This window comes from Achromobacter animicus, from assembly GCF_040775605.1.
GTDB classification, from domain to species: Bacteria; Pseudomonadota; Gammaproteobacteria; order Burkholderiales; family Burkholderiaceae_B; genus Achromobacter; species Achromobacter animicus.
Genome location: NZ_JAYGJK010000001.1, coordinates 1925788 through 1948778, shown reverse-complemented (window position 1 = coordinate 1948778; position 22991 = coordinate 1925788). Strand labels below are relative to the sequence as shown.

Sequence of the window (22991 nt, the reverse complement as noted above, 5' to 3'; positions counted from 1 at the left end):
TTGCGCCGATGAGGCTTAGCGCCGGCCCTTCGAACCCAGCAACGACCCGAGGATCCCTCGCGTGAGTTCCCGCGCGATGGAGCGGGCCGAGCTTTTGGCAATGGTCTGCACCACGCCGTCGCGTTTGCCGCCGCGCGGTCCGGTCGACCCGAACAGCACGTCCTTCAGGCTGTCCATCAGCCCGCCGCTCTCGTCGGCAGGCGGCTGGGACGTCTTGGCGGACGGCTGCCCGGCCCGGGCCGGTACATCCTTGGCGACCGGAGGTTCTGCCGGCGCCGCCGCGCGGCCCGCCAGGATTTCGTAGGCGGACTCCCGGTCGACCGCCTTTTCATATTTGGGCGCCAGGGGATTGCCCTGGCGCAGCGCCTGACGTTCCGCGTCCGTCGCCGGCCCGATACGGCTGCCCGGCGGCACGATGTAGGCGCGCTCGGTCGGCATCGGGCGGCCCTTGGCATCCAGGAGCGACACCAGCGCCTCGCCCACGCCCAGCTCGGTGATCGCGGCCTCGATGTCCAGGCCGGGATTGGGCCGCATGGTCTGCGCCGCAGTCTTGACAGCCTTCTGGTCGCGCGGCGTGAACGCCCGCAGGGCATGTTGGACGCGGTTGCCCAACTGGCCCAGCACGGTGTCGGGGATATCCAGCGGATTCTGCGTCACGAAATAAACGCCCACGCCCTTTGAGCGGACCAGGCGCACGACCTGCTCGATCTTGGTCAGGAGCGCCTGCGGGGCGTCGTTGAACAGCAGGTGGGCCTCGTCGAAGAAGAAGACCAGCTTGGGCTGGTCCATGTCACCCACCTCGGGCAGCTTTTCATACAGGTCGGCCAGCAGCCACAGCAGGAAGATGGCGTACAGGCGCGGCGCCTGCATCAGCTTGTCGGCCGCCAGCACGTTGACGATGCCGCGGCCCTGCGCGTCGGTGCGCATCAGGTCGGCAACGTCCAGCATCGGCTCGCCGAAAAACCGTTCCGCGCCTTGCGATTCCAGCGCGAGCAGACCGCGCTGGATGGCGCCGACGCTGGCCGAGGACACATTGCCGTAGCGCGTCTTCAGTTCGCCGGCGCGGTCGGCGACGTCCTGCAGCATCGCCCGCAAATCCTTCAAGTCCAGCAGCAGCTGTCCCTCGTCGTCCGCCACCTTGAAAACCAGGGTCAGGACGCCTTCCTGCGTGTCGTTCAGTTCAAGAATGCGCGACAGCAGCAGCGGCCCCATATCGGTAATGGTGGCCCGCACCGGCAGCCCCTGCTCGCCAAAGACGTCCCACAGGGCGACCGGGCTGGCGCCCCAGGCGGGCTCCGGCAGCCCCAGGTTCTTCAGGCGTTCCTGCAGTTTGGGGCTGGACACGCCCGCCTGCGAAATGCCGGTCAGGTCGCCTTTGACGTCCGCCATGAACACGGGCGTGCCGATCCGGGAAAAAGACTCGGCCAGGACCTGCAGGGTGACGGTTTTGCCCGTGCCGGTGGCCCCCGTGATGCACCCGTGGCGGTTGGCCAGGGCCGGCAGCAGCGCCAACTCGGTCTGCGCGTTCTTGGCGATGACAAGGGGGTTGGGCATGGGCGGCTCCGGACCAGGGATCAGATGGATGCCCAAGTGTAGAGCCTGCCGCCCGCCTTGTGCGCGTGGCTATATGGACACAAGCGTCCCTCTTGCCGGACGGGAGGGCCGCCGGCACGGTAAAATGCCGTTTTTGCAGACACATTACCCTGGGAAGCCATGGCCGGACACAGCAAATGGGCCAATATTCAGCACCGCAAAGGGCGCCAAGACGCCAAGCGCGGAAAGCTCTGGACCAAGATCATTCGTGAAATCACCGTGGCGGCGCGCGCCGGCGGCCCCGACCCGGACAGCAACCCGCGTTTGCGCATGGCCTGGGACAAGGCCACCGACGCCAATATGCCCAAGGACAACATCCAGCGCGCCATCCAGCGTGGCGCGGGCGGCGCCGACGGCGAGGCCTACGAAGAAGTCCGCTACGAAGGCTACGGCATTGGCGGCGCAGCGGTCATCGTCGACTGCATGACCGACAACCGCACCCGCACCGTCGCTGAAGTGCGCCACGCGTTCTCCAAGAACGGCGGCAACCTCGGCCAGGAAGGCTCGGTCGCCTTCATGTTCAAGCACTGCGGCCAATTCGTGTTCGCCCCGGGCACCCCTGAAGACAAGGTCATGGAAGCCGCCCTCGAGGCCGGCGCCGAAGACGTCACCACCGACGAAGAAGGCGTGATCGAAGTCGTCTGCGCGCCGTCCGATTACGCTGCCGTGCGCAAGGCCTTCGACGAGGCCGGCCTGAAGGCAGAAGTCGACGGCATCGTCATGAAGGCCCTGAACGAAACCGAACTCGCCGGCGACGACGCCGCCAAGATGCAGAAACTGCTCGACGCCCTGGAAAGCCTGGACGACGTGCAGGAAGTCTATACGACCGTCATTTTCGACGAAGCGCAGTAACTCTCCCTTTCCTGGCGCGCCGGCGGTTCCGTCTGCCTGCGCGCCTCTTCAGACTCACGCAACATGAAACTCCTGGTAATTGGCTCGGGCGGCCGCGAACATGCCCTCGCCTGGCGGCTGGCCCGCTCCCCGCGCGTGCACAAGGTGTATGTCGCTCCGGGCAACGGCGGCACGCAACGGGCCGAGCAGATGGAGAACATCCCGCTCACCAATGCCGAGGAACTGGCCGATTTCGTCCAGCGCGAGGGCATCGCCCTGACGGTCGTCGGCCCCGAGGCGCCCCTGGCCGCCGGTGTCGTCGACGTCTTCCGCGCCCGTGGCCTGAAGATCTTCGGGCCCACCAAGGCCGCCGCGCAGCTTGAAAGCTCCAAGGATTACGCCAAGGCCTTCATGGTCCGGCACAACATCCCGACCGCGCGCTACGAAACCTTCACCGACCCGGCCAAGGCTCATGCCTACATTGACCAGGAAGGCGCGCCCATCGTCATCAAGGCTGACGGTCTGGCCGCGGGCAAGGGCGTGGTCGTTGCCGCCACCCTCGAAGAAGCGCACGCCGCCGTCGACGCCATGCTGGGCGACGGCTCCATGGGCGAAGCCGGCGCGCGCGTCGTCATCGAAGAATGCCTGATCGGCGAAGAAGCCAGCTTCATCGTCATGTGCGATGGCCGCAACGTGCTCGCCCTGGCCACCAGCCAGGACCACAAGCGCCTGCAGGACGGCGACCGCGGTCCCAACACGGGCGGCATGGGCGCCTACTCGCCCGCGCCCATCGTCACGCCCGAACTGCATCACCGCATCATGCGCGAAATCATCCTGCCTACCGTGCAGGGCATGACGCGCGACGGCATTCCGTACACGGGTTTCCTGTACGCCGGCCTGATGATCGCCCCGGGCGATGACCCCGACCGCGAAATCAAAACGCTGGAATTCAACTGCCGCATGGGCGACCCCGAAACCCAGCCCATCATGATGCGCGTCAAGAGCGACCTGCTGGATGCCCTCGAGCACGCCGTCGAAGGCACGCTCGACCAGGCTGACATCGTCTGGGACCGCCGCACCGCCCTGGGCGCCGTGCTGGCCGCTCACAACTACCCCAACACGCCGCGCACCGGCGACGTCATCCGCGGCCTGCCCGCCGACGCCGAAGACTGCATGGTCTTTCACGCCGCCACCCAGCTCGATGGCGAAGAAGTCAAGACCACTGGCGGCCGCGTACTGTGCGTCACTGCCCTGGGCGATTCCGTCAAAATGGCGCGCGACCGTGTCTACGAAGCCATTGACCGCATCCACTTCGATGGCCGCCAGTACCGCTCCGACATCGGCTGGCGCGCGCTCAAGCCGTCGCAGCAAAAGCCCAAGTCCAACGCGTAACCGGAACCGCCCATGACCGCTCTGCCCGTCTCCGCTGTCCGGGACTACCTCACCGGCTTGCAGGCCCGTATCGTGGGCGCGCTGGAAGCGGCCGAAGGCGGCCCCTTCCGCGCCGACGAATGGGTGCGGCCCGAGGGCGGCGGCGGTCTGTCGCGCCTGCTCGAAGGCGGCCAGCTCTTCGAACGCGCCGGCGTGCTGTTCAGCCACGTCAAGGGTTCCAAGCTGCCGCCGTCGGCCAGCGCGCACCGCCCAGAACTTGCCGGCCGCTCCTGGGAAGCCATGGGCGTGTCCATGGTGCTGCACCCGCGCAATCCGTACGTGCCCACCACGCACATGAACGTGCGCATGTTCGTCGCGGCCGCGCGGCCCGGCCATGACGAGGCCGACGTCTTCTGGTTCGGCGGCGGCATCGACCTCACCCCGTACTATCCCTTCGAAGAAGATGCCCGCCACTTCCACACGGTGTGCCGGGACGCGCTGGCGCCCCACGGGCCCGATTACTATCCGCGCTACAAGCGCTGGTGCGACGAATACTTCTTCCTCAAGCATCGCGACGAAACCCGCGGCATCGGCGGCGTCTTCTTCGACGACCTGAACGCCCCCGGCTTCGACGCGTCCTTCGCCCTGACCCGTTCAGTCGGCGACGCATTCCTGGACAGTTACCTGCCCATCGTCGACAAGCGCCGCGGCATCGCCTACACCGAACGCGAGCGCGATTTTCAGGCCTACCGCCGCGGCCGCTACGTCGAATTCAACCTGGTCTTCGACCGCGGCACCCTCTTCGGCCTGCAATCCGGGGGCCGCACCGAATCAATCCTGCTGTCCATGCCGCCGCTCGCGCAATGGCGCTACGACTGGCAGCCTGAAGCCGGCACCCCCGAGGCCGAACTGGCCGCCTATCTCAAACCGCGGGACTGGGTTTGAAACGCATCGGCCTCTTCGGCGGCAGCTTCGATCCCGTTCACGTCGCCCACATCGCGCTGGCGCAGAATGCCCTGCAGTCGCTGGGGTTAGACCAGGTGCAGCTCATCCCCGCCGCCAACCCCTGGCAGCGCGCTGCGCTGAACGCCACCGCCGAACATCGCCTTGCGATGCTGGAACTGGCCATCGCCGGCCATCCGGGACTGGCGGTCAACCCCATTGAAATCGAGCGGGGCGGCGCCACCTACACCATCGACACGCTGCGCGCCCTGCCGCAGGACGCGCGCTATGCATGGCTGCTGGGCGCCGACCAGCTCGCCAATTTCTGCACCTGGCGCAACTGGCGCGACATTTCCAGCCTGGTCGACCTGGCCGTGGCCACCCGCCCCGGCACGCCCCTCAGCGCACCGCCGGAACTTGCGCAATGGCTAGAGGACCAGGGCCGCACGCTGCAAGAACTGCCTTTTCCGCCCATGCCGGTGTCGGCTTCCGAAATCCGCCAGCGCCTGGCGCAGGGCGAATCCACCGACGGACTGCTCGACGCGTCCGTCGCCGCCTATATTGCGGCGCACAAACTCTACCGATAAACCTTCCCGCCCGGCGCGGCCGGTCAGCCGCCGCCGCCCTCGAGCGGGTTATATTTGCACCTATGGATATACAGAAACTCCAACGCGCCGTCATCGACGCCCTCGAAGACGTCAAGGCGCAAGACATCAAGGTCTTCAGCACCACGCATCTGACCAGCTTGTTCGATCGCGTCGTGATTGCAAGCGCCACCTCCAATCGCCAGACCCGCGCGCTGGCATCCAGCGTCGCCGATCGCGGCCGCGCCATGTCGCTTACCGGCATCACCATCGAAGGCGAGGACACCGGTGAATGGGTCGTCGTCGACCTTGGCGACGTCGTGGTGCACATCATGCAGCCGGCCATTCGCCAGTATTACAACCTCGAAGAAATCTGGGGCGGCAAGCCGGTGCGCGTGAAGCTCCTGCCCGAATCGACCCGCGTCGCGCCTGTCCCCAGCGACAGCGGCAGCGGTTACGACGACACCGAAGACTGATCACGCCGTGAAGCTGATCGTCGTCGCGGTGGGCACGCGGATGCCGGACTGGGTGCAGACCGCCTGGGACGACTACGCCAAGCGCCTGCCGGCCGACTGCGCGCTTGAACTGCGCGAAATCAAGCCAGAGCCCCGCACCACAGGCAAGACCCCGGCCCAGATGATGGCGGCGGAGGCCAAGCGCATTGAGGCCGCCCTGCCCGCCAATGCGCTGCGCCTGGCCCTGGACGAACGCGGCCGCGACCTCACCACGATGGCGCTGTCGCAAAAACTCGAACAGTGGCGCGCGGGCGGGCAGGATGTCGCGTTTCTTGTCGGCGGCCCCGACGGCCTGGATCCCGCCCTCAAGGCATCCGCCAGCGGCCAGTTGCGCCTGTCGTCCCTCACGTTGCCCCACCCCATGGTGCGCGTGGTCCTGGCCGAACAGCTCTACCGCGCCTGGGCCATCATGACCAACCATCCCTACCACCGCGCGTGACCGCCGCCCGGCGGCGCCTGCCCTGCTGCGCATGACCGACACCGCCACTCTCTCCCGTTCCTCCCTGCGCCTGTATCTCGCCTCCGCCAGCCCGCGCCGCCGCGAATTGCTGAATCAGATCGGCCTCGCGCACGAGGTCCTGCTCGTTCCGGCCCCGCCCGGCGAGGACGAACCGCAGCATCCGGGCGAAAGCGCCGCTGATTACGTGCAGCGCACCGCCCGGGACAAAGCCCTGCGCGGCCGCGACTGGATGCGCGCGCACGCCATGCCCGTCCTGCCCTTGCTTGCCGCCGACACCACCGTCATCCTGGCGGGCGAGGTCCTGGGCAAGCCCGCAGACCGCGACGACGCGATCCGTATCCTGCGAGCGCTGTCCGGCGCCTCGCACGAAGTCCATACCGCGATTGCCGTGTGCAGTGGCGACCGCCTGCTGGAAGCCGTCTCCATCACCGAAGTCCACATGCGCGCCCTGCAAGACGACGAAATCAGCCGCTATTGCGACAGCGGCGAACCCTTCGGCAAGGCGGGCGCGTATGGCATTCAAGGCCTGGCGGGCACATTCGTCTCGCGCATCGCCGGCAGCTACACCGGCGTAATGGGCCTGCCGCTCTTCGAAACCGCCAACCTGCTCCGCGAGGCCGGCATCCAAGTGCCCTGACACCAATCCAGCCCGAAAAAAATCCCCCGCGCCGCAAGGCTTTCGGGGGATTTTTTTTGACCGGGGCGCGATTCGGCGCAGGCCATGTTTCATTCGCCGCCGGGCGTGCGCGGCGAAGAAGTTCAGCTCTGGCGGGCAGGTTCGCCGATGGCGACTTGCGGCTGCGATTGCGTCTGCGCCGCCGCGGGCGTGCCTGCGCTGTCCAGCGTGGCATGCAATTGCTCCTGATCGAGCTCGCCTTCCCAGCGCGCGACGACCACGGTCGCAGTCGCGTTGCCGACCAGGTTGGTCAGGGCGCGGCATTCCGACATGAAGCGATCCACACCCAGGATCAGCGCCATGCCGGCGACCGGCACCGAAGGCACCACCGACAGCGTGGCCGCCAGCGTGATGAAACCCGCGCCGGTCACGCCGGCCGCGCCCTTCGAGCTCAGCATCGCCACGAGCAGCAGCAGGATCTGATCACCCAGCGACAGCGGAATGTCGCACGCCTGCGCAATGAACAGCGCGGCCATCGTCATGTAGATGTTGGTGCCGTCCAGATTGAACGAGTAACCGGTAGGCACCACCAGGCCGACCACCGACTTCGAGCAGCCAGCGCGTTCCATCTTCTGCATCAACGTCGGCAGAGCGGCTTCCGACGAGCTCGTGCCCAGCACCAGCAGCAGTTCTTCGCGGATGTAGCGGACCAGCTTGAAGATCGAGAAGCCGTTGTAGCGGGCAACCAGGCCCAGCACGACCACCACGAACAGCACCGACGTCGCGTAGAACGTGCCCACCAGCATCGCCAGGTTCACGACTGACTTGATGCCGTATTTGCCGATGGTGAACGCCATCGCGCCAAAGGCGCCGATGGGCGCGGCCTTCATCAGGATCGCCACCATCTTGAAGATGGGCTGCGCCAGCGCCGTCATGAAATTCAGGATCGGTTTGCCGCGCTCGCCGACCATGGCGAGCGAAATGCCGAACAGCACCGCCACGAACAGCACCTGCAGGATGTCGCCACCGACGAACGGGCTGAAGATGGTCGTGGGAATCACGTTCATCAGGAAGCCGGTGATCGTCGAATCATGCGCCTTGGCGACATATCCGGATACGGCCTTCTGATCCAGCGTGGTCGGGTCGATGTGCATGCCGGCGCCGGGCTGCACGATATGGCTGACCACCATGCCGACGACCAACGCCAACGTCGAGAACACCAGGAAATACAGCATGGCCTTACCGGCCACGCGCCCGACCTTCTTCAGGTCGCTCATGGCGGCAATGCCGGTTGCCACGGTCAGGAAGATGACCGGCGCAATGATCATCTTCACCAGCTTGATGAAGGCGTCGCCCAGCGGTTGCATCTGCTGGCCGAGTTCCGGCTTGAATGCGCCAAGCAAGATGCCCACCACGATGGCGAAGATCACCTGCACGTACAGGATTTGATAGAACTTGAGCTTGCGCGCGGGCGCGCTTTGATCCACTTCGATCATTGGGATTGTCCCCACCAGGGCCCCTTGCTCCGCGCAGCGTGGCGCGTGCGACGTCGGGGCGTTATCTGTTTTATGGCCATGCGATCCTGCCGCCGGCCGATTTCACCGCGGGGGTGTGCCGCGCGGCTTGCCGGTATAAACGCAATACCCATGCCAAGTCAGGCGGCCCCGCAACAATTCAGATAAAGCATTGAAAAATATAGGATTTCGCAATCGCTCCTTGTCCACCGAGAAGCATTAATAGGCGAATCTCCGCACAGAAACCCGCTAAAATGTGCGGAAAACCGCACACCATGAACGGCTCCTCTTCCTCACCCCTCCCCCCAACCACCTCTCCCCGCGCCCGGTCCTGGCCATGGCGCGTCGCGCTGACACTGCTGGCCGTCGGCATCGTCGCGATCACGCTGCACGCGGCCACCCAGTGGGCGCGCGACGGGGCGCTGCGCGAGGCCGCCCTCCAGGCCCGCAGCACCGGCCAGATCAACGCCGCGCTGCTGCGCAACAACCTCGACAAATTCCGGGCGCTGCCCTTTGTGCTGACCCAGGACGTCGACCTGCGCGCAGCGCTTCAAGGAGCCAGTTCAAGACAGATCGAGGCGTTGGACGAAAAGCTCGAAGCGCTCAGCCGCGGCGTCGGCGCCTCCGCCATCTACGTGCTCGACAAAAAAGGGCTGGCGATCGCCGCCAGCAATTGGCGCGAACCAGCCACCTTCGTCGGCGTCGACTACAAATTCCGCCCCTACTTCCAGGGATCGGTCCTGCACGGCTCGGCCGAACACTTCGCACTGGGCACGGTCAGTCACGAAGCGGGCCTGTACCTGTCGCGGCGTGTGGACGACGCGCAGGGCGCAATGCTGGGCGTGGTGGTCTTGAAGGTCGACTTCCGGGACCTGGAGGCCGATTGGCGCCAAGCCAACGCCGTCATCTTCGTGACCGACGAACATGGCGTGGTGTTGCTGGGCAATATTCCAGACTGGCGCTTCCGGGTACTGGCGCCGCTGTCGGCCGCGCTGGCAGAGACGCTGCGCACCAGCCTGCAGTTCGGTGACGCAAAATTCCAACCGCTTCCCGTCACACCGCCCCTGCAACCGGCCAGCAACGGCCAACTCATCCGCACCGACGACGCGCTGCCCCGCGCCGCCGCCGGCGCTCCACTGCTGCACACCACCCTGCCGGTCATCGAATCGCCCGGCTGGACGCTGCACCAGCTATCCCCGGTGCAGGCGGCCATGAATCAGGCCAGCGCCAATGCCCAACTCGGCGCATTACTTACGCAGAGCGTGCTCGCCGCGCTGATCGGCGTGGTGCTGTACCGCCGTCATCGCAACCAGGAACGCGCCGAGCAACAGGCCGCGATTCAACAACAGCTCGCAGCGCTGGTGGACGAGCGCACAGCGCAGCTGCGAGACGTGAACGCCAAGCTCGTCGACGAAATGGACGAACGCCAAAGCGCCGAATCCCAGCTTCACACCATGAAGGACGAACTCGTCCAAGCCAGCAAGCTGGCATTGCTGGGCCAGGTCGCGGCCGGCGTCGCGCACGAGGTCAACCAGCCCGTCGCTGCCATCCGCGCCTACGCCGACAATGCCGCCGAGTTTCTGCGACGGCGCGACGAAAGCGCCGTCCAGGAGAACCTGAGCACCATCGCCGCACTGACCGATCGAATCGGCCACATCACCGGCGAGCTTCGCGCCTTTTCGCGCAAGGCAGGTGCAACAGTCGGCCCGACCGAGCTGATGGAAGCTCTGGAAGGGGCGATTCTCCTCGTGGGTCCCCGCGCCCGCCGCCAAGGCGTCACGCTGAAAAGCCCGCCTCGCAACCAGAACTGCCACGTCCTGGCCAATCGCGTTCGGTTGGAGCAGGTTTTGGTCAATCTGCTGCAGAACGGGCTCGAGGCGCTGGAAGGCGCCCAGAACGGGCGAATCATCATCGCCTTGCAAGACCTCGGCGACACCGTGCAGCTGCAGGTTCACGACAACGGCCCCGGCCTGTCCGACCAAGCCCGCGCCCACCTCTTCACCCCCTTTCACACGACCAAGCCGGACGGCATGGGCCTGGGTCTCGTCATCAGCCGCGACATCGTCACAGAGTTCGGCGGCGAACTCCGCGCCGCCCGCCCAGGCGATGCCAGCTTGCCGTCCCCTCATGCGCCCGCGACCGGCGCCTTGTTCATTCTGACCCTGCGCAAAGCGCCGGATCAAACTCACACCCCGAGCACTCACCATGACGCGTGCCCCTGATCCTCAATCCCCCGGCGCCGAGGCCCCAACTTCCGCAAATTCCGCAAATGCCCGTAATACAGCAAAGGTCGCGGACGTGACGGACGACCGCATGCAACGGCCCGTCGCGCCCCACGCCGTGTTCATTGACGACGACGACGAACTGCGCCGCGCGGCCCAGCAGACGCTGAAGCTTCACGGCATCTCGGTCGAGGCGCACGCCAACGCGCGTGCTGCGTTGCCGGCCCTGGACCGGAACTTCGACGGCGTAGTGGTCACGGATATCCGCATGCCTGATATCGACGGCCTCGAGCTTTTCCAGCGGCTACGCGCCATCGACCCTGACATTCCAGTCATCCTGATTACAGGCCACGGCGACATCGCCACAGCAGTTCAATGCATGCAGGAAGGTGCGTACGACTTCCTGTCAAAGCCCTATCCGGCCGATCGCCTGGTAGCCGCCATCAGTCATGCCGCCGAAAAGCGGCGCCTCGTTCTCGAAAACCGCCGTCTGCGCGAAGCCGCCTTCACCGTCGAAGCCGACGAAGTGCCGTTCATCGGCACCACGCCCGCCATGCAGCGCATCAAGCAAACGTTGCGCCACATTGCAGACGCCGACGTCGATGTGCTCGTTGAAGGTGAAACGGGCACCGGCAAGGAAGTCGTCGCAACCGCACTGCACCGCCTGAGCCGCCGCCGGCACCGTGCGCTGGTCGCCATCAATTGCGGCGCCTTGCCCGAAAGCGTCATCGAAAGCGAACTCTTCGGTCACGAGCCTGGCGCTTTCACGGGCGCCCAAAAGAAACGAATCGGCCGCATCGAACATGCCAGCGGCGGCACCCTGTTTCTCGATGAAATCGAAAGCATGCCGCTCGCCGTCCAGGTCAAACTGCTGCGCGTGCTCGAATCACGCCAGATCACGCCGCTCGGCAGCAACGAAGTCCGCAATCTCGACCTGCGCGTTGTCGCCGCCACAAAAGAAGATCTAGGTAGCCCCGCCATACGCGCCAAGTTCCGCGAAGATCTGTTCTACCGCCTCAACGTCGTCACGATCCGCCTCCCACCGTTGCGGGAACGCCGTGAGGACATCCCGCTACTCTTCGCCCACTACCTCGGCCACGCCTCACGCCGATTCCAGCGCGACATCCCCGACATGCCCGCCTCGATCCGCCAACACCTGATGACGCACGACTGGCCCGGCAACGTTCGCGAACTCGCGCACTTCGCAGAACGTTTCGTGCTTGGGGTTCTCAATAGCTCCGCACCTGAGCCTGTCCAACCGCAAGCGGGCGCCCTCAGCCTTCCGGAACGCATGGAGCAGATCGAAGCGCAAATCATCCGCGACGCCCTCACCGCCCACCGCGGCGACATCAAGGCCACACTCGACGCGCTAGGCATTCCGCGCAAGACGTTCTACGACAAACTCCAACGCCACGGCATTGACCGCCAGGATTACGTCGGCGGATCCCGTAGCCCTGTATAAAGCAGCCACGTCGAGAATCCGCTGCAGCGCATGCCATCCCCCTCGCAACAAAACAAAACCCCTCGCGGCGCCAGCCGCGAGGGGTTTCTTAATTAAAGCGATATACCAAGGATGTTTTGAGGCCAGCAGCGCATAGCCGCGCCCCGCGCCGACGTATTAGCGCTCCGCGCCCGACCTGCTTCTGTTGTCAGGCATAGGGCACCGCTCGACACGCGCCGGCAATGCAGCCGGCTTACTCCCGACGCCACAAAGACAAAACCCCGCAGGGGATACCTGCGGGGTTTTGAGCAATAAAAGCCTGACGATGACCTACTTTCACAGACGTCCGTCCACTATCATCGGCGCAAAGGCGTTTCACTGTCCTGTTCGGGATGGGAAGGAGTGGTACCACCTTGCTATGGTCGTCAGGCGTAACTGGTTGAGCGGTTGCGGTTCAGGCAACGGCTCCAATCTTGGAAGAAGCGCAACGTGTGGCGATCAGAGCGCTAGGGCTCGATGATCGGCGCACAGTGGGGTGTAATTGTGTTGGCTGGCTGCTGACGGGGCAGCCAGTATTTTGTATTGAACGACACTTGGAACGCCATATCACCAGGTCATAACCATCAGTGTTATAGGATCAAGCCTCACGGGCAATTAGTATCGGTTAGCTTAACGCATTACTGCGCTTCCACACCCGACCTATCAACGTCCTGGTCTCGAACGACCCTTCAGGGGGATCAAGTCCCCGGGATACCTAATCTTCAGACGAGTTTCCCGCTTAGATGCCTTCAGCGGTTATCTCTTCCGTACTTAGCTACCCGGCAATGCCATTGGCATGACAACCGGTACACCAGAGGTACGTCCACTCCGGTCCTCTCGTACTAGGAGCAGGCTCCGTCAAGTATCCAACGCCCACGGCAGATAGGGACCAAACTGTCTCACGACGTTTTAAACCCAGCTCACGTACCTCTTTAAATGGCGAACAGCCATACCCTTGGGACCGGCTACAGCCCCAGGATGAGATGAGCCGACATCGAGGTGCCAAACACCGCCGTCGATATGAACTCTTGGGCGGTATCAGCCTGTTATCCCCAGAGTACCTTTTATCCGTTGAGCGATGGCCCTTCCATTCAGAACCACCGGATCACTATGTCCTGCTTTCGCACCTGTTCGACTTGTCAGTCTCACAGTCAAGCACGCTTATGCCATTGCACTATCAGCACGATTTCCGACCGTACCTAGCGTACCTTCGAACTCCTCCGTTACACTTTGGGAGGAGACCGCCCCAGTCAAACTGCCCACCATGCACTGTCCCCGATCCGGATAACGGACCAAGGTTAGAACCGCAAACAAACCAGGGTGGTATTTCAAGGATGGCTCCACGTGATCTAGCGACCACGCTTCAAAGCCTCCCACCTATCCTACACAGGCCGGTTCACAGTCCAATGCAAAGCTACAGTAAAGGTTCATGGGGTCTTTCCGTCTAGCCGCGGGTAGATTGCATCATCACAAACACTTCAACTTCGCTGAGTCTCAGGAGGAGACAGTGTGGCCATCGTTACGCCATTCGTGCAGGTCGGAACTTACCCGACAAGGAATTTCGCTACCTTAGGACCGTTATAGTTACGGCCGCCGTTTACCGGGGCTTCGATCAAGAGCTTGCACCCCATCACTTAACCTTCCGGCACCGGGCAGGCGTCACACCCTATACGTCGACTTTCGTCTTTGCAGAGTGCTGTGTTTTTAATAAACAGTCGCAGCCACCGATTCTCTGCGACCCCATCATGCTAAGCGCGCAGGCGCTTCACACTACCGGGGTATACCTTCTCCCGAAGTTACGGTATCAATTTGCCGAGTTCCTTCTCCTGAGTTCTCTCAAGCGCCTTGGAATATTCATCCCGTCCACCTGTGTCGGTTTGCGGTACGGTCTCGTACAGCTGAAGCTTAGAGGCTTTTCTTGGAACCACTTCCGATCACTTCGCAAGCAATGCTCGCTCGTGCCACACCCTTGATTTACGCGCCCGGATTTGCCTAAGCGCCATCTTCGATGCAGCAACAGGGACATCCAACACCCTGATGATTTTCCGCGATCCGTCCCCCCATCGCACTGTACGACGGTGCTGGAATATTAACCAGCTTCCCATCAGCTACGCATCTCTGCCTCGCCTTAGGGGCCGACTCACCCTGCGCCGATGAACGTTGCGCAGGAAACCTTGGACTTACGGCGAGGGGGCTTTTCACCCCCTTTATCGCTACTCATGTCAGCATTCGCACTTCTGATACCTCCAGCAGCCTTTACAAGCCACCTTCGCAGGCTTACAGAACGCTCTCCTACCGCGTGCACTAAAAGTGCACACCCGCAGCTTCGGTTTATCGCTTAGCCCCGTTACATCTTCCGCGCAGGACGACTCGATCAGTGAGCTATTACGCTTTCTTTAAAGGATGGCTGCTTCTAAGCCAACCTCCTGACTGTCTATGCCTTCCCACTTCGTTTCCCACTTAGCGATAATTTGGGACCTTAGCTGGCGGTCTGGGTTGTTTCCCTCTTGAGTCCGGACGTTAGCACCCGGTGCTCTGTCTCCCAAGCTGTACTTGCGGGTATTCGGAGTTTGCCATAGTTTGGTAAGTCGCCATGACCCCCTAGCTATAACAGTGCTCTACCCCCCGCAGTAATACTTGAGGCACTACCTAAATAGTTTTCGGAGAGAACCAGCTATTTCCAGATTTGTTTAGCCTTTCACCCCTATCCACAGCTCATCCCCTAATTTTTCAACATTAGTGGGTTCGGTCCTCCAGCACGTGTTACCGTGCCTTCAACCTGGCCATGGATAGATCATCTGGTTTCGGGTCTACACCCAGCGACTAATTCGCCCTGTTCGGACTCGCTTTCGCTACGGCTTCCCTATTCGGTTAACCTTGCCACTGAATGTAAGTCGCTGACCCATTATACAAAAGGTACGCAGTCACCCCACAAGGAGGCTCCTACTGTTTGTATGCATACGGTTTCAGGATCTATTTCACTCCCCTTCCGGGGTTCTTTTCGCCTTTCCCTCACGGTACTGGTTCACTATCGGTCGATCACGAGTATTTAGCCTTGGAGGATGGTCCCCCCATCTTCAAACAGGATTTCACGTGTCCCGCCCTACTTGTCTTACGCTTAGTTCCACGCACAGAATTTCGTCTACAGGGCTATCACCTGCTACGGCCGGACTTTCCATTCCGTTCGACTATCCTGCGCGCTAAAACGTAAAGGCTCATCCGATTTCGCTCGCCACTACTTTCGGAATCTCGGTTGATTTCTTTTCCTCGAGCTACTGAGATGTTTCAGTTCACCCGGTTCGCTTCCACTAGCCTATGTATTCAGCTAGGGATACTGCATTGCTGCAGTGGGTTTCCCCATTCGGATATCTGCGGATCAAAGCTTGTTTGCCAGCTCCCCGCAGCTTTTCGCAGGCTACTACGTCCTTCATCGCCTGTGATCGCCAAGGCATCCACCATATGCACTTAGTCGCTTGATCCTATAACGCTGTAGGCTATAGGACCTGAGTATTAGCGTTTGTGCCGTTCATAAGTTTCAAAGCAGTCTGAGGCTTATCACCTCAGTCTTGAGAACTTGGAACAAAAAATAATGCAATCACAACCCGTGCCCATCTTCATCAGCAATGCTGATTACTCGATGAACACCTTTTCGTTGTGCTTCTTCCAGATTGTTAAAGAACAAATATAGCTGTTGGGTAAAACCCAACTCATAACACCGTGAGATACGACACTATGAGTTGGCCTCTACATCGCCACCGGCGATCAATGAGAATCAATGGTGGAGGTGAACGGGATCGAACCGATGACATCCTGCTTGCAAAGCAGGCGCTCTCCCAGCTGAGCTACACCCCCATATTCCGCACATCGCGAAATACCTGGTGGGTCTGGTTGGATTCGAACCAACGACCCCCGCCTTATCAAGACGGTGCTCTAACCGACTGAGCTACAGACCCAAAACCTTCTCGGATCAGTAGTCAGGAAGCTGAAGACCCAGGGAAGATTCCCTCGACCCAAGCCTACAACTGATCCCAGCTATATCAAACAACCGATAAGAGTGGACGCTTAACACGAGCACGTAAGCTCTGAAAGGAGGTGATCCAGCCGCACCTTCCGATACGGCTACCTTGTTACGACTTCACCCCAGTCATGAATCCTACCGTGGTAATCGCCCTCCTTGCGGTTAGGCTAACTACTTCTGGTAAAACCCACTCCCATGGTGTGACGGGCGGTGTGTACAAGACCCGGGAACGTATTCACCGCGACATGCTGATCCGCGATTACTAGCGATTCCGACTTCACGCAGTCGAGTTGCAGACTGCGATCCGGACTACGATCGGGTTTCTGGGATTGGCTCCCCCTCGCGGGTTGGCGACCCTCTGTCCCGACCATTGTATGACGTGTGAAGCCCTACCCATAAGGGCCATGAGGACTTGACGTCATCCCCACCTTCCTCCGGTTTGTCACCGGCAGTCTCATTAGAGTGCCCTTTCGTAGCAACTAATGACAAGGGTTGCGCTCGTTGCGGGACTTAACCCAACATCTCACGACACGAGCTGACGACAGCCATGCAGCACCTGTGTTCCGGTTCTCTTGCGAGCACTACCAAATCTCTTCGGCATTCCAGACATGTCAAGGGTAGGTAAGGTTTTTCGCGTTGCATCGAATTAATCCACATCATCCACCGCTTGTGCGGGTCCCCGTCAATTCCTTTGAGTTTTAATCTTGCGACCGTACTCCCCAGGCGGTCAACTTCACGCGTTAGCTGCGCTACCAAGGCCCGAAGGCCCCAACAGCTAGTTGACATCGTTTAGGGCGTGGACTACCAGGGTATCTAATCCTGTTTGCTCCCCACGCTTTCGTGCATGAGCGTCAGTGTTATCCCAGGAGGCTGCCTTCGCCATCGGTGTTCCTCCGCATATCTACGCATTTCACTGCTACACGCGGAATTCCACCTCCCTCTGACACACTCTAGCTCGGTAGTTAAAAATGCAGTTCCAAAGTTAAGCTCTGGGATTTCACATCTTTCTTTCCGAACCGCCTGCGCACGCTTTACGCCCAGTAATTCCGATTAACGCTTGCACCCTACGTATTACCGCGGCTGCTGGCACGTAGTTAGCCGGTGCTTATTCTGCAGGTACCGTCAGTTTCGCGGGGTATTAACCCACGACGTTTCTTTCCTGCCAAAAGTGCTTTACAACCCGAAGGCCTTCATCGCACACGCGGGATGGCTGGATCAGGGTTTCCCCCATTGTCCAAAATTCCCCACTGCTGCCTCCCGTAGGAGTCTGGGCCGTGTCTCAGTCCCAGTGTGGCTGGTCGTCCTCTCAAACCAGCTACGGATCGTCGCCTTGGTGAGCCGTTACCCCACCAACTAGCTAATCCGATATCGGCCGCTCTAATAGTGCAAGGTCTTGCGATCCCCTGCTTTCCCCCGTAGGGCGTATGCGGTATTAGCTACGCTTTCGCGTAGTTATCCCCCGCTACTAGGCACGTTCCGATACATTACTCACCCGTTCGCCACTCGCCACCAGACCGAAGTCCGTGCTGCCGTTCGACTTGCATGTGTAAGGCATCCCGCTAGCGTTCAATCTGAGCCAGGATCAAACTCTTCAGTTTAATCTCTGTATTTGTTTCGTATTCTTGGTCCGGATAAATCCAAACCAGGTCATACGTCGCTACTCAAAGGAAGTGAGGTATGTTCTTAAACTTGACGTCTAAGGTACTTCACTTCTAGTGAGCACTTGATTTCTTGTGCTTGCGATCCAGGCCGAAACCCAAAACGCTGCACTCGCATCAAGCGCCCACACTTATCGGTTGTTTAATTGTTAAAGAGCGGTACTGCTAAATTCTGTACTACTGGTTCCTGCCTTCGACTTCGGCCAACTTCGCTTTCGCGTCGTCGCTGTCGTTGCAGCAGAGAAGCGAGATTATGAAGAAGTTTTTATCGCTTGTCAAGTCAGCTTCGCATTTTGCTTTGCTTTCTTGCGGCGACCTCTTCAGGTCTCGCCAGGACTTTCGTCCTGCCCTAGCAGCTGTCGAAACATCAGGGTAAACCCTAATTTTTCAGCAACTGCCAAGCCCAAGACTATAGCACAATTTTTGCAGATCTTGCAACTGGCTTTTGCCTAATTTGCGCCGATCTTTGCAATAACCGCGGAGCGCTCATTTCTGATTGCCGTTGCGGCAGGTGATGTCGGGATGCCCCGCCTCGCCTGTTGCACTTGCTTGGCTTCGCGTCTCAAAAACTGTGTGAGCTGCGAAGGAGCGAGACTATAGCACAGAATTTTGCGCTGTCATGGCGGCGTCGCAAAATTGTTGTTGGTCTCTGCGGTTTCCGGCCGACTGCCCTGCTCCGTCGACAGCGGCATGGCCTGCGAACGGTCTTCCCTATATATATAGAGGGCGGCAGCCCCTGATGGCGGGGCTAGCATGTACGTTTACTATTCGCCTGTACGCCGCATCTCATTGGAGACAGACCCGTTATGCCCCCTGCGATCGCCATGAGCGAAGACATCCTGATCAACGTCACCCCGTTCGAAACCCGCGTTGCGCTGGTGGAACAAGGTTCGGTTCAGGAACTGCACGTCGAACGAAGCATTCAACGGGGCCACGTCGGCAACATTTATCTGGGGCGGGTCGTCCGCGTGCTGCCAGGAATGCAAAGCGCCTTTATCGACATTGGGCTGGAGCGTGCGGCGTTCATCCATATTGCGGATCTTCGTGAGAATCGCGCCGAACGCAGTCAAGGGCTGACGCCCACGCCGATTGAAAAGCTGATTTTTGAGGGACAGACCCTGATGGTGCAGGTCGTCAAGGATCCGCTTGGCACCAAGGGCGCGCGGCTTTCCACGCAGATCAGTATGGCGGGGCGGATGCTGGTGTACCTGCCGCACGATCCGCATATCGGGATTTCGCAAAAGATCGATTCGGAGTCGGAACGCATCCAGCTCCGGGAACGTCTGCAAGCGTTGATGCCGTCTGATGAAAAAGGCGGGTTCATCGTGCGCACGCAGGCCGAGGGCGCCAATGACGCTGAGCTGACGGCGGACGTGGAGTATCTGCGCAAGCTGTGGACGAGTGTGCAGGCGTCGGCCCGCACACAGCCCGCCCCCGCGTTGTTGCACCAGGACCTGACGCTGGCGCAGCGCGTGCTGCGTGACATGGTCGGGCCCGATACCGGGTCGATTCTGGTCGATTCGCGGACGACGACTGCCGCGATGCTGGAATGGGCGCGTGTCTACACGCCGTCGGTGGTGGACCGCATTCAGCATTACAGCGGCGAACGGCCCTTGTTCGATACGGCGAATGTGGATGACGAGATTGCGCGCGCACTGTCGCGCCGGGTCGACTTGAAGTCGGGCGGCTATCTGATCATCGACCAGACGGAAGCGTTGACGACGGTGGACGTCAACACGGGTGGCTTTGTGGGCGGCCGCAATTTCGATGACACGATCTTCAAGACCAACCTCGAGGCTGCGCAGGCGATCGCGCGCCAGCTGCGTTTGCGGAACCTGGGTGGCATCGTGATCCTGGACTTCATTGACATGGAGGAACAGGAACACCGTGACACGGTGCTGGCGGAACTGAAGAAGGCGCTGTCACGCGATCGGACCCGCATGACGGTCAATGGCTTTACGCAGCTGGGTCTGGTTGAAATGACGCGCAAGCGCACGCGCGATTCGCTGGCGCATCAGCTTTGTGAGCCCTGCCCCATGTGCGAGTCGCGCGGCAATGTGCGCACGCCGCGCACGGTCTGCTACGAAATCCTGCGGGAGATTCTGCGAGAAGCACGGCAGTTCAACCCGAAGGAGTTTCGCATTCTGGCTTCGCAGGAAGTGGTCGACCTTTTTCTGGAAGAGGAAAGCCAGCACCTGGCGATGCTGGGTGACTTCGTGGGCAAGCGGGTGTCGCTGGAAGTGGAAGCGACGTACTCTCAGGAGAAGTACGACATCATCCTGGTATGACGGCATCAGATGAATGCCTAGTCATCGGACCAAATGAAGAGCCGCGCACGTTTGCGCGGCTTTTTTATTTCTTGCTTCACGAGATCCAAGAGGTCACGCGGCGCAAACGTGACGCCGTTGAAGACCACATCCTGGCCGGCGAGCCGGGCTGTGAACCGCACGGCGAGCCGTTCTTCACCGCGCTGCCCGTGCAATGCGATGGCGAATGTGACGAGGCCTACCTGATTCGCCCATACGCTTCAACTCGATATGTATGGATTTTGTGACTTAACGCTTCGTTTGCAATGAATTCTGAAACCGATGGCGGCGACTAAGGGTTATCGATAAGCTGCGGGCGCTTTGCCGGGTGGGTAACCGCCTCGGCGCTTTTCCCTAGTCAATCGGAGGTCATTGCAATGAAGTCCCTATTCCGTCCGTTCCTGGTGCTGATCGCGGCCCTGCCGCTGGTGCTGGCCGCCTGCGGCGACAAGGAGCCCGAACAGCGCGCCGCGTTCACGCAGTTCCTGCAAACGCGCATCGTGGACAAGCCGGGCGTGCGCGTCCCGAAACTGACGGATGAAGAAAAGAAGTCGTTTGGCGATTACGCGGCCCAATACGCGGTGATCACCGACTTCAACGCGGGCATGGACGCTTCGGTCAAGCCGTTGTCGGGGATCCTGCAGAAGGGTCAGGTGCGCTCGGTGAACGATATCGTGTCGCGTCGCGAGGACCTGAAGACGGTTCGTGCCGGTCTGAACGACATGAATGCGGCGCTGAAGGAACACCGTGCCAAGGCCGACGCGGCGCGCGCCCAGCTCAAGCAACCTGAAGACCTGAAGGTCGTGTACGACAAGGCTTACGAGAAGACCATCACCCTGCCGGCTGATACGTTTGCCGATGTGCTGCCGCAGATCAACGCCACCTACGACGTCGCCCTGAAGGTTGCCGATTACGTCGAAGCGAACAAGTCGAAGATCGAGATCTCCGGCAACAGCGTGTCCGTGACGGACCCTGCCGTGCAGGCCGAGCTGAACAAGCTGCTGCAAGAGATGAATGCACAGGCCAAGAATGTGCAGCAGGCCCAGACCCGTTTGCAGGCCGTGGTGATGGGCCGCTAAGCGCCGCTTCAATACCCGACACTGCGCATCGCCCCGCCGCCACCTGAAGGTGCGGCGGGGCTTTTTCATGCCGGCGCGGTTATCACGCCGGACGCCGCAGCCACGCAGTTGCGGCCGGATGCCTTCGCCTGGTACACCGCGGCGTCGGCGGCTTCCACAAGCGCCGCCGAACCGTCGTCTCCGTGTGGCAAGGCCGTGGCCACGCCGATGCTGACGGTGACGATGCCGCCTTCGTTGTCCTCATGCGCAACGGCCAGCTCCGCGACCGCGCGCCGGATGCCTTCGGCAATGTCCTGTGCTTGTTCGAGGCCGGTCTCGGGCAGCAGCACCACGAACTCCTCGCCCCCGTAACGGGCCGCCAGATCGCGCGGTCGGCGGGCCCTTTTCTGAAATGTGAGGGCCAGCGTCCGGAGCAGCACGTCGCCTTCCTGGTGACCATACCGATCGTTGTAGCGCTTGAAGTGGTCGGCATCCAGAAACAGCAGCGACAACGGCGTGCGATCGCGCCGCGCGGCCGCCCATTCCACTTGCAGCGTGTCGTCGAAGGTGCGCCGGTTGGCGATACCGGTCAGCCCGTCTGTCTGCGCCTGACGCGCCAACTGTGCTTCGAATGCCTGCCGCCAGCGCATCTCGCGCCTGAATAGAACGATCTGCGCCATGACCGAAGCAAAGAGCGCCAGCGTGATCGGCACGATCAGCGCGGCGCGCCGCACCCACGGTTCAAGCAGGTCGTCGACGGCCAGCGCAACGTCGATCACGAGCGGCGTGCGCTCGATGGCGTCGAACGCGTAGAGCCGATTGACGCCGTCGTGCGACAGCACGCCGACAAATGCGCCCTCGCGGCCGATCAGGTATTGCTGAAAGTCGAGCGGCACGTCGATGCCGCTGCCGGCGTCGGCGCTGGAGTACGGATTGCGCAAGAGAACGGCGCCGTCGTTGCGAAAGACCGTGATGGCGTCGTGCGGACCGATGGACACTTCGGCAAAGCGGTCGCGGAAATATGCCGTACGCAGGGACCCGGCCACCACGCCGCCGAAACTGCCATCGGGGTTGGTGATGCGCCGGCTGATGGCGATGCTTTCATCGCCGCCGCGCAAGCGGCTGTTGTACGGCCGGCTGACGAAGAGTCCCGTGTCGTCGGCGTCCCGGTGGACCTGGAAGTAATCGCGGTCAGCGAAATTGAGCTTGGGCGGCGTCAAGGCCAGCGAGTCGTAGCGTATGTTGCCTTGGGCGTCGAGCACGACGATGGCGCCCAGATACGCGGCCGTGGCTGAACGGTCGAAGAGGAACCGGTGCAGCGATTGCGGGTCGAGGTCGGCAATGCCGGGGTCTTGTAGGCGCTCCACCACGCCTTGCAGCGAAAGGTCGTAGACGTGCAACGTGCGGCCGATATCCGCGGCGAGCACGCTGGCCAGGTTGCGGGCCGATACGTAGGCGGCTTCCCACGTGACGCGGCGATCCATCCATAACAGGGAAATGGCCGCTGCACAGATACCGATGGCGACGAGGCCGGCCAGCGCGTACAGCGTGCGGTGCACGATCCCGCGGGATTTCAATACGGCGCTCCTTCGCGATAGCGTTCGGGGTGGCGTAGTTCATCTGCAAGTTCTGCATGATGATGCCGGTGTCCGATGCCGGGCGCAAGGCATCGCCGCCCGGGGCACGGAACCGTGGGCGGCGATCAGCGCGGGTGGCGGTATTGATGGCGGGATGGGGCCGCAGGTGACGCGGCGCAAAGCTGGCGACGGGCGCGGCGCGAACCTGGTGACGGGCGCGGCGCGAAGCTGGTGACGGGCGCGGCG

General features: G+C 61.7%; 15 protein-coding genes, 2 tRNA genes and 3 rRNA genes. 12 read left to right on the top strand and 8 right to left on the bottom strand.

Annotation, left to right across the window (positions count from 1 at the left end):
- Positions 1–15: 15 nt before the first annotated feature.
- Positions 16–1554, bottom strand: a complete 1539-nt coding sequence (locus AB3147_RS08800) for a helicase HerA-like C-terminal domain-containing protein (protein ID WP_175125077.1) — start codon at positions 1552–1554, stop codon at positions 16–18.
- Positions 1555–1713: 159 nt separating this feature from the next.
- Here AB3147_RS08800 and AB3147_RS08795 point away from each other — a divergent pair, with 159 nt between their 5' ends.
- From AB3147_RS08795 to AB3147_RS08765, 7 genes are all read left to right on the top strand, one after another.
- Positions 1714–2445: a YebC/PmpR family DNA-binding transcriptional regulator gene (locus tag AB3147_RS08795; RefSeq protein ID WP_175125078.1), complete on the top strand. Its 732-nt coding sequence runs from the start codon at positions 1714–1716 to the stop codon at positions 2443–2445.
- A 63-nt stretch (positions 2446–2508) separates the two neighbouring features.
- A complete protein-coding gene (gene purD, locus AB3147_RS08790) occupies positions 2509–3816 on the top strand; it encodes a phosphoribosylamine--glycine ligase (protein ID WP_175125079.1) in 1308 nt (435 codons plus the stop codon).
- A gap of 12 nt (positions 3817–3828) precedes the next feature.
- A complete protein-coding gene (hemF, locus tag AB3147_RS08785) occupies positions 3829–4740 on the top strand; it encodes an oxygen-dependent coproporphyrinogen oxidase (protein WP_191577069.1) in 912 nt (303 codons plus the stop codon).
- Positions 4737–5324 carry a nicotinate (nicotinamide) nucleotide adenylyltransferase gene (gene nadD / locus AB3147_RS08780; RefSeq protein ID WP_175139271.1) on the top strand — a complete coding sequence of 196 codons (588 nt, stop codon included), beginning with the start codon at positions 4737–4739 and terminating at the stop codon, positions 5322–5324. The genes hemF and nadD overlap by 4 nt, the downstream gene beginning before the upstream one ends.
- Before the next feature lie 62 nt (positions 5325–5386).
- Positions 5387–5797 carry a ribosome silencing factor gene (gene rsfS / locus AB3147_RS08775; RefSeq protein ID WP_191577071.1) on the top strand — a complete coding sequence of 137 codons (411 nt, stop codon included), beginning with the start codon at positions 5387–5389 and terminating at the stop codon, positions 5795–5797.
- A 7-nt stretch (positions 5798–5804) separates the two neighbouring features.
- The gene (gene rlmH / locus AB3147_RS08770) at positions 5805–6275 is read left to right on the top strand and encodes a 23S rRNA (pseudouridine(1915)-N(3))-methyltransferase RlmH (RefSeq protein ID WP_056315576.1); all 471 of its coding nucleotides are present in this window, start codon (positions 5805–5807) and stop codon (positions 6273–6275) included.
- 31 nt (positions 6276–6306) lie between these two features.
- On the top strand, positions 6307–6933 hold the full coding sequence (locus tag AB3147_RS08765; protein WP_367351733.1) for a Maf family protein: 627 nt from the start codon (positions 6307–6309) through the stop codon (positions 6931–6933).
- A gap of 122 nt (positions 6934–7055) precedes the next feature.
- Here AB3147_RS08765 and AB3147_RS08760 read toward each other — a convergent pair whose 3' ends face one another.
- Complete coding sequence (locus tag AB3147_RS08760) at positions 7056–8408, bottom strand: dicarboxylate/amino acid:cation symporter (RefSeq protein ID WP_175125085.1); 1353 nt, start codon at positions 8406–8408, stop codon at positions 7056–7058.
- A gap of 293 nt (positions 8409–8701) precedes the next feature.
- Here AB3147_RS08760 and AB3147_RS08755 point away from each other — a divergent pair, with 293 nt between their 5' ends.
- Both AB3147_RS08755 and AB3147_RS08750 read left to right on the top strand, forming a co-directional pair.
- The gene (locus AB3147_RS08755) at positions 8702–10648 is read left to right on the top strand and encodes a sensor histidine kinase (RefSeq protein WP_367351732.1); all 1947 of its coding nucleotides are present in this window, start codon (positions 8702–8704) and stop codon (positions 10646–10648) included.
- A gap of 91 nt (positions 10649–10739) precedes the next feature.
- The gene (locus tag AB3147_RS08750) at positions 10740–12110 is read left to right on the top strand and encodes a sigma-54-dependent transcriptional regulator (RefSeq protein WP_367351731.1); all 1371 of its coding nucleotides are present in this window, start codon (positions 10740–10742) and stop codon (positions 12108–12110) included.
- Positions 12111–12406: 296 nt separating this feature from the next.
- Here the strand turns inward: AB3147_RS08750 and rrf are convergent.
- The 5 genes from rrf to AB3147_RS08725 all read right to left on the bottom strand — a co-directional run bounded on the left by rrf (position 12407) and on the right by AB3147_RS08725 (position 17744).
- A 5S ribosomal RNA gene (gene rrf / locus AB3147_RS08745) occupies positions 12407–12519 on the bottom strand.
- 203 nt (positions 12520–12722) lie between these two features.
- Positions 12723–15607: ribosomal RNA gene (locus AB3147_RS08740) — 23S ribosomal RNA — on the bottom strand.
- A 297-nt stretch (positions 15608–15904) separates the two neighbouring features.
- Positions 15905–15980, bottom strand: a tRNA-Ala gene (locus AB3147_RS08735).
- 24 nt (positions 15981–16004) lie between these two features.
- Positions 16005–16081: transfer RNA gene (locus AB3147_RS08730), tRNA-Ile, on the bottom strand.
- 132 nt (positions 16082–16213) lie between these two features.
- Positions 16214–17744 (bottom strand): 16S ribosomal RNA (locus tag AB3147_RS08725).
- The 16S, 23S and 5S rRNA genes sit together here with 2 tRNA genes alongside, the layout of an rRNA operon.
- A gap of 884 nt (positions 17745–18628) precedes the next feature.
- Here AB3147_RS08725 and rng point away from each other — a divergent pair.
- From rng to AB3147_RS08710, 3 genes are all read left to right on the top strand, one after another.
- Entirely contained in the window at positions 18629–20092 is a 1464-nt protein-coding gene (rng, locus tag AB3147_RS08720; RefSeq protein ID WP_218345251.1) for a ribonuclease G, read from the top strand.
- Positions 20089–20358, top strand: coding sequence for a hypothetical protein (locus AB3147_RS08715; RefSeq protein WP_218345049.1), 270 nt, complete (start codon positions 20089–20091; stop codon positions 20356–20358). The genes rng and AB3147_RS08715 overlap by 4 nt, the downstream gene beginning before the upstream one ends.
- A 129-nt stretch (positions 20359–20487) precedes the next feature.
- Positions 20488–21189: a DUF3053 domain-containing protein gene (locus AB3147_RS08710; RefSeq protein WP_175125690.1), complete on the top strand. Its 702-nt coding sequence runs from the start codon at positions 20488–20490 to the stop codon at positions 21187–21189.
- Positions 21190–21254: 65 nt separating this feature from the next.
- Here AB3147_RS08710 and AB3147_RS08705 read toward each other — a convergent pair whose 3' ends face one another.
- Positions 21255–22745 carry a sensor domain-containing diguanylate cyclase gene (locus AB3147_RS08705; protein ID WP_367351730.1) on the bottom strand — a complete coding sequence of 497 codons (1491 nt, stop codon included), beginning with the start codon at positions 22743–22745 and terminating at the stop codon, positions 21255–21257.
- Positions 22746–22991 lie beyond the last annotated feature (246 nt).

What these genes read in the sequence shown, in the direction of transcription:
- AB3147_RS08800 (WP_175125077.1), bottom strand. Translation starts at nt 1,554, where the DNA reads ATGCCCAACCCCCTTGTCATCGCCAAGAACGCGCAGACCGAGTTGGCG.
- AB3147_RS08795 (WP_175125078.1), top strand. Translation starts at nt 1,714, where the DNA reads ATGGCCGGACACAGCAAATGGGCCAATATTCAGCACCGCAAAGGGCGC.
- purD (WP_175125079.1), top strand. Translation starts at nt 2,509, where the DNA reads ATGAAACTCCTGGTAATTGGCTCGGGCGGCCGCGAACATGCCCTCGCC.
- hemF (WP_191577069.1), top strand. Translation starts at nt 3,829, where the DNA reads ATGACCGCTCTGCCCGTCTCCGCTGTCCGGGACTACCTCACCGGCTTG.
- rsfS (WP_191577071.1), top strand. Translation starts at nt 5,387, where the DNA reads ATGGATATACAGAAACTCCAACGCGCCGTCATCGACGCCCTCGAAGAC.
- AB3147_RS08765 (WP_367351733.1), top strand. Translation starts at nt 6,307, where the DNA reads ATGACCGACACCGCCACTCTCTCCCGTTCCTCCCTGCGCCTGTATCTC.
- AB3147_RS08760 (WP_175125085.1), bottom strand. Translation starts at nt 8,408, where the DNA reads ATGATCGAAGTGGATCAAAGCGCGCCCGCGCGCAAGCTCAAGTTCTAT.
- AB3147_RS08755 (WP_367351732.1), top strand. Translation starts at nt 8,702, where the DNA reads ATGAACGGCTCCTCTTCCTCACCCCTCCCCCCAACCACCTCTCCCCGC.
- AB3147_RS08750 (WP_367351731.1), top strand. Translation starts at nt 10,740, where the DNA reads ATGCAACGGCCCGTCGCGCCCCACGCCGTGTTCATTGACGACGACGAC.
- rng (WP_218345251.1), top strand. Translation starts at nt 18,629, where the DNA reads ATGAGCGAAGACATCCTGATCAACGTCACCCCGTTCGAAACCCGCGTT.
- AB3147_RS08715 (WP_218345049.1), top strand. Translation starts at nt 20,089, where the DNA reads ATGACGGCATCAGATGAATGCCTAGTCATCGGACCAAATGAAGAGCCG.
- AB3147_RS08710 (WP_175125690.1), top strand. Translation starts at nt 20,488, where the DNA reads ATGAAGTCCCTATTCCGTCCGTTCCTGGTGCTGATCGCGGCCCTGCCG.